This is a genomic window from Aquabacterium sp., assembly GCF_035476535.1.
In the GTDB taxonomy this organism is placed as follows: domain Bacteria; phylum Pseudomonadota; class Gammaproteobacteria; order Burkholderiales; family Burkholderiaceae_C; genus Pseudaquabacterium.
The window spans coordinates 1-10,368 of record NZ_DATILJ010000133.1 but is presented as its reverse complement, the minus strand read 5'-3'; the positions used below and the strand labels follow the sequence as shown (position 1 = coordinate 10,368).

General features: G+C 70.7%; 9 protein-coding genes. 4 read left to right on the top strand and 5 right to left on the bottom strand.

Going from position 1 to position 10,368, the window contains the following annotated elements:
• The coding region (locus VLK61_RS13310) for an NAD(P)/FAD-dependent oxidoreductase (protein WP_325421919.1) at positions 1 to 895 on the top strand (895 nt) is incomplete at its 5' end.
• On the opposite strand, the gene VLK61_RS13305 is transcribed toward VLK61_RS13310, so the two are convergent.
• Positions 873 to 1,589, bottom strand: a complete 717-nt coding sequence (locus VLK61_RS13305) for a riboflavin synthase subunit alpha (RefSeq protein ID WP_325421917.1) — start codon at positions 1,587 to 1,589, stop codon at positions 873 to 875. The two genes, VLK61_RS13310 and VLK61_RS13305, sit on opposite strands and share 23 nt — an antisense overlap.
• Positions 1,590 to 1,720: 131 nt before the next feature.
• Here VLK61_RS13305 and VLK61_RS13300 point away from each other — a divergent pair, with 131 nt between their 5' ends.
• Entirely contained in the window at positions 1,721 to 2,851 is a 1,131-nt protein-coding gene (locus VLK61_RS13300; RefSeq protein WP_325421915.1) for a DNA alkylation repair protein, read from the top strand.
• Between the two features lie 6 nt (positions 2,852 to 2,857).
• Here the strand turns inward: VLK61_RS13300 and VLK61_RS13295 are convergent, their stop codons facing one another.
• The 3 genes from VLK61_RS13295 to VLK61_RS13285 are packed head-to-tail and all read right to left on the bottom strand — an operon-like array spanning position 2,858 to position 6,301.
• A complete protein-coding gene (locus tag VLK61_RS13295; RefSeq protein WP_325421913.1) occupies positions 2,858 to 3,640 on the bottom strand; it encodes a GIN domain-containing protein in 783 nt (260 codons plus the stop codon).
• 13 nt (positions 3,641 to 3,653) lie between these two features.
• Complete coding sequence (locus VLK61_RS13290; RefSeq protein WP_325421911.1) at positions 3,654 to 4,931, bottom strand: metallopeptidase TldD-related protein; 1,278 nt, start codon at positions 4,929 to 4,931, stop codon at positions 3,654 to 3,656.
• Between the two features lie 11 nt (positions 4,932 to 4,942).
• Entirely contained in the window at positions 4,943 to 6,301 is a 1,359-nt protein-coding gene (locus VLK61_RS13285; RefSeq protein ID WP_325421909.1) for a TldD/PmbA family protein, read from the bottom strand.
• Between the two features lie 92 nt (positions 6,302 to 6,393).
• Here VLK61_RS13285 and VLK61_RS13280 point away from each other — a divergent pair, with 92 nt between their 5' ends.
• Positions 6,394 to 8,163 carry a M14 family zinc carboxypeptidase gene (locus tag VLK61_RS13280; protein ID WP_325421907.1) on the top strand — a complete coding sequence of 590 codons (1,770 nt, stop codon included), beginning with the start codon at positions 6,394 to 6,396 and terminating at the stop codon, positions 8,161 to 8,163.
• Between the two features lies 1 nt (position 8,164).
• Here the strand turns inward: VLK61_RS13280 and VLK61_RS13275 are convergent, their stop codons facing one another.
• Positions 8,165 to 9,745, bottom strand: coding sequence for an MFS transporter (locus VLK61_RS13275; protein ID WP_325421905.1), 1,581 nt, complete (start codon positions 9,743 to 9,745; stop codon positions 8,165 to 8,167).
• Between the two features lie 164 nt (positions 9,746 to 9,909).
• Here VLK61_RS13275 and VLK61_RS13270 point away from each other — a divergent pair.
• Positions 9,910 to 10,368 (top strand): DUF4118 domain-containing protein (locus VLK61_RS13270; protein WP_325421903.1); only part of this gene is annotated, 459 nt, incomplete at its 3' end.

The window sequence follows — 10,368 nt, the reverse complement described above, 5'->3', positions numbered from 1 at the left end:
CGGCGAGGCTGGCGCGCCAGTGCTGCGGGCCAAGCATGCCGTGCAGCAGGCCCTCGACGTGCCGGTGACGCTGCTCACGCCGATCGAGCTGGTGCAGCGTTTCCCGTGGTTGAACGGCGACGACCTGGCGCTGGCCAGCCTGGGCCTGGCCGGTGAAGGCTGGTTCGACGGCTATGCGCTGGCCCGCGCACTGGCACGCAAAGCGCGCTCGCTCGGCGCGATCACGCAGCGTGCTCGGGTGGTCGGGTTCACACGTGACGGCCGCCGGCTGCTGAGCGCGCAACTCGACGATGGCCGCCAGCTTGCCGCCGATGCGTTCGTCAATGCCGCCGGGCCCTGGGCGCGCGGCGTCGCGCAGCTCGCCGGCATCACGCTGGGTGTGCATGCGCGCCGGCGCACGGTGTTCAATTTCAGCTGCCCGACGGCCCTGCCCGGCGTCGCAAAACACACGCCCTTGGTGATCGACACCAGCGGCGTCTGGTTCCGCAGCGAAGGCCCGGGCTTCATCGGCGGCTGGTCACCCGGCGCGGGAGACGAGGACCCGGACGACCTGCCGCTGGACCAGCCCGATGTGCAGCAGTTCGACGACCGCCTCTGGCCCGCGCTGGCCCAGCGCGTGCCGGCCTTCGAGGCGCTGCGCGTGCAGCATGCCTGGGCCGGCTACTACGAGGTGCATGCGCTGGATCACAACGCGGTGATCGGCCCGCACCCGGACATAGCCAACCTGGTCTTTGCCAACGGCTTCTCCGGCCATGGCCTGCAGCACGCGCCGGCCGCCGGCCGCGGCGTGGCCGAATGGCTGCTGCATGGGGCCTACCAGTCGCTGGACCTGAGCCCCTTCGGCTGGCAGCGCGTGATCGACGGGCAGCCGTTCACCGAACAGGCGGTGATTTGAGCGCCTGAGGCCCTCCCAGGTCGGCCAGCGACTGGCCCCGTTCGGCCAGCAGCGCCTCCAGCGCCGGCAGCAGCGGCCCCAGGCGTTCTTCCAGCGCATCGCGCACGGTGTCCACCACCACCTGCGTGCCGCGCTCAATCTCGATGTTCAGCGCATCGGCTTCGACCTTGTCGCCGAAGGTGGTCATGCGCAGGGTCTCCGGGATCAGCCAGACCTCGAACCAGCCGGCGCGGCGGTCGGCCTCGGCCACCGTGAGGCTGGCGCCGTTGACCGCGACGTAGCCCTTGGCAAAGACATAACGCATGTGTGACGCGGGCACAGCGATGCGCAGCACCTGGTTGTTCTCCGGACGGCGGATCGACAGAAGCCGGGCCTGGCAATCGACATGGCCGGAAATCGGATGGCCGCCGATCTCGGCGCCGTCCCTGGCGGCACGTTCGACATTGATCCGGCTGCCCACCGCCAGCGTGCCCAGCGTCGTCAGGCCCAGGCTTTGCTGCATCACATCAAAGCTCGCGCGCTCGGCGGCGGGCCGGGCCGTGACGGTCAGGCACACGCCGTCGCAGGACACGCTGGCGCCGATCTCCAGCCCATTGTCGAAGCCCGCCGGAAAGGCCAGCTCGAAGCTGCGCAGGCCGGGTTTGTCGGTGATGGCGGCCACCTGGGCCACGCCTTGAACAATGCCGGTGAACATGGGGCAAGCGGCGGCCGGATCGGCGCATCCTGTCGTGAGCGGGTCGTCAGCTTAGCAGCGCGGCCCGGGCCTCTGCGCCGGTCGACCGGCAGTTCAAGGCCGGGGCCGCAGCTGGCCTATGCTGCGGCCCCATGGCAGAACCGTTCAAGAACCTGATCAATCCGACCGTCGTGACGGCCATCGGCCAGCACCTGAAGCGGGCTGACCGGCGTTTCGACCGCGCAGGCTTCGAGGCCCAGGCGCTGGCCGGCCTGGACACGCTGGAGTTGAAGGCACGCGTGCTGCAGGTGGCCGATGCGCTGCTGGCCACGCTGCCGTCCGATGTGGACCGCGCCGCCAGTCTGCTGGAAGCCAGCCTGGGGCCACCGGGTGAAGGCGACGACCTGGCGTCGCTGCGCACCAGCGAGCAGGGCCTGGCCGGCTGGGCCGTGTGGCCGCTGACCGAGGCGGTGGCGCGCTTCGCGATCGATGCGCCCGAACGCGGCCTGGCCGCGCTGCATGCGATGACGCAGCGCATGACAGCCGAGTTCGCGATCCGGCCGTTCCTGATCCGCCACCCCGAGCTGAGCCTGGCCACGCTGACACGCTGGGTCGGCGACCCCAGCGCCCATGTGCGGCGCCTGGTCAGCGAGGGCAGCCGCCCGCGCCTGCCCTGGGGCCTGCGGCTGCAGGCGCTGGTGCAGGACCCGTCGCCGACGCTGCCGCTGCTGCTGGCGCTGCAGGACGACCCCAGCGAGTACGTGCGCCGCAGCGTGGCCAACCACCTGAACGACATCGCGAAAGACCACCCGGGCCTGATCGCCGACTGGCTGCACCACCACCTGCCCGATGCCCCGGCCGAACGCCGCGCGCTGCTGCGCCACGCCAGCCGCACATTGATCAAGCAGGGCGACGCCCAGGTGCTGGCCGCCTGGGGCCTGGGCCAGGCGTTTCGCGGCGAGCTGAGCTGGACGGTCGGCCCCAAGCGCGCGGCGGTGGGTGGCGAGCTGCTGCTGCAGCTGACCCTGCACTCGAGCTCGGCCAAGCCGCAACGGCTGGTGATCGACTATGCGGTGCACCATGTCAAGGCCAATGGCAGCAGTTCGCCGAAAGTCTTCAAGGGCTGGACGCTGGAGCTCGCCGGCCGCGAACAGCGGCAGCTCGAACGCCGGCATTCGCTGAAAGCCGTGACCACGCGGCGCTACCACGCCGGCGCGCATGCGGTGGACCTGCGCATCAACGGCCAGGTGCTGGCCGAGGCGGGCTTCTCGCTGAAGTTGTGAAGCGGTTCAGCCGGCCGGCGCGTCGCCCAGCGCCTTGATCGTGCCGGCGCCGGAGCGCGACAGCTCGGTGCGCGGCTGGCCGTGGTAGCGCAGGCCGCCCGCGCCGCCGACGCTGGCCTTCAGCTGCTCGCGCGCCGACACCAGGGCATTGCCGGCGCCGCCGATCTGCAGCGTGGCGCTGCGTGCCTGCAAGGCCGCGGCGCGCAGCGCGGCCGAGCCGCCGAGCGTGGCCACCAGCTCACCGGCTGCGCCGGCCAGCGTCAGCACCGCGGCGCCGCCGAGTTCGGCGAACACCGTTTCCAGCCGCAGCCCGCGCAGGCGCAGCGCGGCCGCGCCGCCGGCGTTCACGGTCAGGCGCGGCGCCTGCCAGGCCTCGGTGTTCAGCACCGCGGCGCCGCCCATCGTCACGCTGTCCAGCAGCGGCGTGTGCAGCACCAGCAGCAGCCGTGTCGGCTTGATGCCGCGGCGCTGCACGATGTGCAGCGTGGTGTCGTGCATCTCGGTCTCGATCAGCGGCAGGATGTTGTCGTCGCCTTCGAGCGCCAGGCGTGGCGTGGCAGCCTGCCGCAACTCGACGGCCAGACTGCCGCCCAGCTTCAGCGCCGAGAACGGCACCAGCGCCCGCTCCTCACGCCGCAGCCGGCCGGAGCCCGACACCGCCACGCCCGGGATCGGCCAGTCGAAGGCCAGCGCGTGCGCCGGGCGCAGCAGGCCGCCCAGCAGCAGCGCGGCCGGCCCCAGCAGGCGGACGTGGCGGGCGCGGTGAACAGCGGTCAGTGGCCCGCGCATGGTGTGTCCGGCATCAGGAGAAGTGCAAGCCGCGCACTCGCAGCCAAGGCAGGCAGCTGCTGCCGGTGTCGATGCGCTCGCGGCTCACCGCGACCACATCGCGCAGCATCTGCGCGACGTTGCCGGTGATCATCACCTCGCGCAAGGCGCCACCCACCGCGCCGCCTTCGAGGCGGAAGCTGTTCTTGATGACGCCGGAGAAGTCCCCGTTCGTCGCCGGATGGCCCATCGACAGCCGGCCGACCAGCGCGCCCAGGGCCACGCCCGCCAGCACGTCGGTCAGCGCGGTGTCGCCGGCGGCCAGCTCCCAGCCGGCGGCGGCCACCGGCACATGCGGCAGGCCGGTCTTGCGGCTGGCGTAGAGGCTGGGCGTCAGGCACAGCAGCCGGCCCGCGCGCAGCACCTCCACCGGCGGGGTCGGGAAACCATCGGCCGACAGCGCGGCGACGCCCGGCGCGTCGAAGCGGCTGCGCAGGCTCAAGTGCGGCGAGGCCACGACTTCGCCGACCTGGGCGCGGTACAGCGAGGTGCCGGCGATCAGCTGCAGGTCGCCGATCTGGCCGTGCAGCCAGGACAGCAGGCTGGCCACGGCCGGCGGCGTCAGCACCACATCACCGACGAACTTGGCGCTGATCGGCGTGGCGTCCAGCTGGCGTGGCGTGTCGCGCAGCAAGCCCTCGATGCCGAAGTACCGCTGCGCCGGCTGCGCCGCGAGATCATGGGCACTGCCATCGGCATGGTTGAACGAGCTGGTGCGCTTGCCCTCGCGGGCCGAGCCGAAGGCGCTCAGGCCATACCAGCCGATCTCGCAGGCCAGGTCGCTACCGCCCGAACTGAGCGTGCGCGACTGCACCCGGGTGTGCGCGGCAAAACCTTCCTCCAGCATCATCAGCGGCGCTTCGCGGGCGCGGAAGTCCAGCAGCTCGGCCACCTTGTCGGCCAGCACCGCTTCGTCGGCCTGCAGCGGGCCCTGGGCGATGCGCGCCGTCTGCCCGGCGGTGAGCGCGTTGGCCCCGTCTTGCGGCGCCGCCAGCGCGTTGGCATGCAGTGCGGCGACGGCCTCGCGCAAGCTGGCCTCGGACAGATCGCTCAACTCGGTGCTGGCCAGCCGCGCATCGACGATGCCGGTCAGCACCAGCTTGTGCGCGCGCGTGCTGCGCAGCAGGCTGGGTTCGTTGTGCGCAATGTTCAGCTCGGTGCTCTCGCTGCGGCTGGCATCGGCGCGTGCCGCGTCGAAGCCCTGGGTGCGCATGCGCTCGAGCGCTTGTTCGGCAATGTGTTGCAGTTCCATCATGCCCCCCGTCATTCGCCGCCGATCTGCGCCTGCGCACGTAGCGCCGGCCCGCCCATGGACACCACCATCAGCTGCTTCTTGCCGCAGTAGCCCGAGCAGTTCCAGACCATGTCGTCGGACACCGCATCCACGCTTTGCAGCACCTTGATCGCCGAGCCGGAGACCGTGGTATCGCGGATGGCGCGGCCCAGCCGGCCCTTGCGGATCTCGTAGGCCAGCGAGATGCCGAACATGAACTCGGTGGTGGAGTCGGCCTGGCCATTGCCGGTCTTCATCAGCAGATAGCCCTCATCGACGCCGGCGATCATCTCGGCCAGCGCATCGGTGCCGGGCAGGATGGCGGTGTTGCGCATGCGCACCAGCGGCTCGTCGCCCGGCGCATAAGCCCGTGCGCTGCCGCTGGGCACCAGGCCCAGGCGCGCGGCGGTCTCGCGGCTGCTCATGAAGCTGCTGAGCATGCCCTTGTCGATCAGCACCGCGTCGCGGGCGGGCGTGCCTTCGTCGTCGGCATAGACCGGGATCATCGTCTCCCGGCCCTGGAAGCTGTTCGCGAAGTCGACCATCGACACCTTGTCGCTGGCCACGCGCTGGCCGAGCAGGTCACCGGTTATCGCGCCGCCCAGCACGATGTCGGCCTCGCAGGGGTGGCCCATCGCCTCGTGCGCCAGCATGCCGGCCAGCGCCGGCGCCATCACCACCGTGTGCAGGCCGCCGCTGGCCGGCACCGCCTGGCGCTTGGCCTGCAGGTGGCCATGCAGTTCATCGAGCAACGGCGCCAGCGTGGCCACCGACAGATCCAGGTCCGCCAGGCTGCCCTTGCCGGACAGCACCTCGACCAGCTCCACCGGTGCGCCGTGTTCGTCCTCGGCGATCAGGGTGACGTAACACATCGCACGCTGGATGCTGGCCAGCGAGTCACCGCCCAGGCTGGTGACCAGCCCCTTGCTGTGGTGCTCGTCCTGCAGCAGGAAGCGGGTGGACTTGAGGCCCGGGTACTGGCGCTGGCAGAAATCGTGCAAAGCGGCCAGGCGGTCGGCGCAGTCTTGTGCGCTGAGTGCCGGCTTGCCATGGAACCGGTGCTCGCCGCGGTAGCTGCCGCCGGGCAGGGCCAGCGCCGGGCGGGCGCCGAAGCGGCCCATGGCCTGTGCGTTGCGCAGCGCCTGGCGTTCCAGCTCGGCCGGCACACCATCGGGCGCCGAGGCAAAACCCCAGTAGCCGCCGTCGTAGACGCGGGCGCTGACGCCGCCTTCGCTGCTGCGGCTGTTGATGGCGAGCTGGCCATCGATCATCACCATGCGCGTCTTGCGCAACTCGTGGCGGCGCGTTTCGGTGTAGCGCGCAACTCCCGTGTTCAAGGGCATGTCCATCGACGGATCCTAGGGTTCGATGTGAGAGGATCCATCATAGGCATATCCGGGCCCACCGGCCCAATCCACGGTGCCGCATGAGGAGACCCCACATGAAAACCCGCCAGGCCAATCTGACCCCCTTGGCCGCCACGCTCAGCGCGCTGGCGCTCGCCCTGCCCGCCTTGCCCGGTCTTGCCGCCGCCGATCCGGCGAAAGACGAGCTGCAATCCCCCAGCGAAGTACGTGCGCTGGAAAAACGCCGCGTCAACTTCTACAAGGCCTGGTTCCCGGACCTGGCCACGGCCCGCAAGGCCGCGGTCAGCTTCCACAACCAGCTGATCGAAGCCGACTACGGCAGCGGCCACCTGCTGATGGAATTGCAGGGCGAGGACATCGCCGCGCTGCAGCGCTTCGGCTTCCGCATCGAACCGGCGCCGGAAGTGCGCCAGCGCCACGACGCCATGCTCGATGCGATCGAAGCCGCCACCGCACAGCGCCGCCGCAGCGACCCGCAGGCGGCCGATGCCGGCGTGCAGGCCATTCCCGGATTCGCCTGCTACGAGACGGTGGAAGAAACCTATGCCGCCGCGCAGGCCATGGCCACCAGCCAACCGAACCTGGCGCAGTGGATCGATGTCGGCAACAGCTGGCAGAAGACCCAGCGGCCACGCCAGGGCTACGACCTGTTCGTGCTGAAGCTCACCAACCGCAGCATCGCGGGCGACAAGCCCAGGCTGTTCATCAACGCGGCGATCCACGCGCGTGAATACGCCACCGCGCCGCTGACACTGGCCTTCGCGCGCTGGCTGGTCGATGGTTACGGCACGAACGCCGATGCCACCTGGATCCTCGACCACCACGAAGTGCACCTGCTGCTGCAGACCAACCCCGACGGCCGCAAGAAGGCCGAAGCCGGCGCGATGTGGCGCAAGAACATCAACAACACCTACTGCGGCAGACTCAGCAACAGCCGCGGCGCCGACCTGAACCGCAACTTTGCGTTCAGCTGGAATGCCACCAACGGCCAGGGCTCCAGCGGCAACGAGTGCAGCGAGACCTACCGCGGCCCGAGTGCGGCATCCGAACCCGAGACGCAGGCCATGCAGGCCTACGAACGCAGCCTGTGGCCCGACCGCCGCGGCCCGGCGCTGACCGATGCCGCGCCGGCCGACACCTCGGGCATCCACCTGGACATCCACAGCTACGCGCAGCTGGTGCTGTGGCCCTGGGGCGAGACCGCGGCCACCGCGCCGAACGGCCCGGCGATGCAGACGCTGGGCCGCCGTTTCGCGTACTTCAACGGTTATGAACCGATGCAGTCGATCGGCCTCTACCCCACCGACGGCACGACCGACGGCACCAGCTACGGCGAGCTGGGCGTGGCCTCCTTCACCTTCGAGATCGGCACCAGCTTCTTCGAAAGCTGCAGCAGCTACAGCAGCAGCACCTTGCCGAACAACCTGCCGGCACTGATCTACGCCGCCAAGGTGGTGCGCACCCCCTACCTGACGCCCGGTGGCCCTGACATCACCACGCTCAGCCTGGCCGGCAACGCCAGCGGCAGCGGCGTGAGCGCCGGCACGCTGGTGGGCTTGAGCGCCGCAGCCACCGACACGCGCTTCAACCAGAGCAACGGCGCCGAACCGGTGCAGGCCATTGCCGCGGCCGAGGCCTACATCGACGTGCCACCCTGGAAAGCCGGCGCAGTAGCCTTGCCCTTGCAAGCCGCGGACGGTGCGTTCAACAGCAGCACCGAAGCACTGGGCGGCAGCCTGGCCACCCAGGGCCTGACACCCGGCAAGCACATCGTCTACGTGCGCGCCAGCGACGCCTCGGGCCAGTTCGGGCCGATCACCGCTGTGTTCCTCAACATCCTCTGAGCTAGCGTTCAGCGATGTAGTGCTGCATCGTCACCTGTGCGCCTTCGACCACGAAGCTGCGCACCCGCTCTTCCAGCGTCTGATCGGCCATCGTCGCGCGGGCGCGCTGGTGCAGGTAATCGGCCCAGGAGGTGACGATGAAGCGTTCGACATAGCGTGACGAATCGCCCAGGTCGCGGTACAGGCGCCAGAACGTGGCGCCGTCGCGCTGGCGCGGCGCACGCAGCTGCGACACCGCATCCAGGAAGGCCTGCGTGTCCTCGGGCCGGATGCGGTAGCCCATCTCCACCGCCACCGGTCCGGCTTCGGGGTCGGGCTGGTCCTTGATCAGCAGGTCTTCGAAAGGCGACACCTGCGTCACGTCCTGCATCGCGCCCATGCGCAGCGGGAAGGGCTTGGCCAGCAGCAGGCCGGCGAACATCAGCGCCGCGGCCAGGCACAGCGCCACCTGCAGGCCGGCGATGCCGGCAATCGCGCCCCAGAAGGCCGAGCCGATGGCGAACGAGCCCAGCGCGCTCAACACATGCAGCGCCGTTGCGCGCGAACGCACCCAGGGCGGCGCGCTGGTCTGCGTGGCGGTGTTGAAGGTCGACATCACCGCCATCCAGGCCGCGCCGCCAACCACCAGTGCGCCGTACACCGGCAGCGGCCAGCGCGACAGGGCCGCAGTGAGCATCACGCCCCCGAACAGCAGGCAGCTGCCGGCCACCAGGGGCTCCAGGCCGACGCGCTGGCGCAAGCGTCCCAGCACGAGGCCCACCGCCACGGCACCGGTGCCCAGGCAACCCATCAACAGGCCGAAGCCCTGCGCGCCCAGGCCCAGCCGCTGCTGGCCGATGACCGGCAGCAGCGCCCACAAGGCCGAGCCGGCACCGCTGTAGGCGGCCGTGCGCACCAGCTGCGCCAGGATGGTCTCCGAGTGCCGTGCATAGCGCAGCCCGGCCAGCGTGCCGCCCCAAAGGCGCTCGGCCGGCAGCCGCGTGGGCGGGTGCGGGCGCGGCGGCCAGCGGCGGAAGGCCTGCGCCAAGCCCAGTGTGCCGGCCACCGCCAGCGCAAACACCCAACCGCCACCGGCCAGCCCGTACACCACGCCGGCCATCGCCGGCCCCAGGGCCCGCGCGGCGTTGTAGGCAATGCTCATCGTGATGATGGCTTGCGGCAGTTGCTCGCGCGGCAGGATCTCGCCGACCGTCGAATTCCAGGCCGGCGACAGCATCGCGGTGCAACTGCCGGCCAGGAAGGTGAAGAACAACACCGTCGCCGGGCCGGCCCAGCCCAGCAGCAGCAGCACCGCCAGCAGCGCCACCGCCACCGCCTGCACCAGCAGCGCGCTCAGCACCAGGCGCCGCCGGTCGGTGGTGTCGGCCAGCACGCCGGCGGGCAGCGAGAGCATGAACATCGGCAGGAACACCGCCGTCTGCACCAGCGCGGCCAGGAAGGACGAGCCGGTCTGCTCGACCATCATCCAGGCCGCCGCCATGCCCTGCATGGCGTTGCCGACGAAGTAGAAGACGCTGGCGATCCACATGCCCCGGAAGGCCGGGTGGCGCAGCGTGGACCAGATCGAGGGCGATGCGCTCATGTCGCGCGTATTGTGTGCGACGACGGCGTGCCGGCCGGATCCGCCGGTCCTGATGCGATCCTGATGCCGCGCCTGCTACCGTGCAGTCCATGAGCACCCCAAGGCCGGCCGAAGCCGGCCGTCCCCCGAGGGGGTCCAGCAAAGTGGCAGAGCCATATTTGCTGGTGAGCACCCCGACTCGCCCCTGGTGGCAGCCCGCGCTGGCCGCCGCGGTGTGGCTGAGCGCCTGGCTGGCGATGCTGCTGCTCGATGGCCGCTTCGACCTGGCCAACCTGGCACTGCTGCTGGTGATGGCCTCGGCGCTGGCCAGCGTGTGGCTGCCGCTCGCTGTCGCGCTGGCTTCCGGGCTCGTCGGCGTGCTGGCCTTCAACTGGACCTTCGTGCCGCCGCGCGGCAGCTTCCAGGTCGATGGCCACCAGCACCTGCTGATGCTGGCCGCGATGCTGGGCGTCAACGCGCTGGTGGCCGCGATGGTGGCCGGCCAGCGCCACCAGGCCCAGCGTGCGATGCACCACCTGCGCGAGGCCGAACAGCTGCGCACGCTGGGCGAGGCCCTGCGTGACGCACCCGAGCCGCTGGCCCACGCGGCGGGGCTGCGCGACACGCTGGGCGCACTCAGCGGC

Bases quoted from the DNA above. Each gene is read 5' to 3' on its own strand.
- VLK61_RS13305 (WP_325421917.1), bottom strand. From the start codon at position 1,589: ATGTTCACCGGCATTGTTCAAGGCGTGGCCCAGGTGGCCGCCATCACC.
- VLK61_RS13300 (WP_325421915.1), top strand. From the start codon at position 1,721: ATGGCAGAACCGTTCAAGAACCTGATCAATCCGACCGTCGTGACGGCC.
- VLK61_RS13295 (WP_325421913.1), bottom strand. From the start codon at position 3,640: ATGCGCGGGCCACTGACCGCTGTTCACCGCGCCCGCCACGTCCGCCTG.
- VLK61_RS13290 (WP_325421911.1), bottom strand. From the start codon at position 4,931: ATGGAACTGCAACACATTGCCGAACAAGCGCTCGAGCGCATGCGCACC.
- VLK61_RS13285 (WP_325421909.1), bottom strand. From the start codon at position 6,301: ATGGACATGCCCTTGAACACGGGAGTTGCGCGCTACACCGAAACGCGC.
- VLK61_RS13280 (WP_325421907.1), top strand. From the start codon at position 6,394: ATGAAAACCCGCCAGGCCAATCTGACCCCCTTGGCCGCCACGCTCAGC.
- VLK61_RS13275 (WP_325421905.1), bottom strand. From the start codon at position 9,745: ATGAGCGCATCGCCCTCGATCTGGTCCACGCTGCGCCACCCGGCCTTC.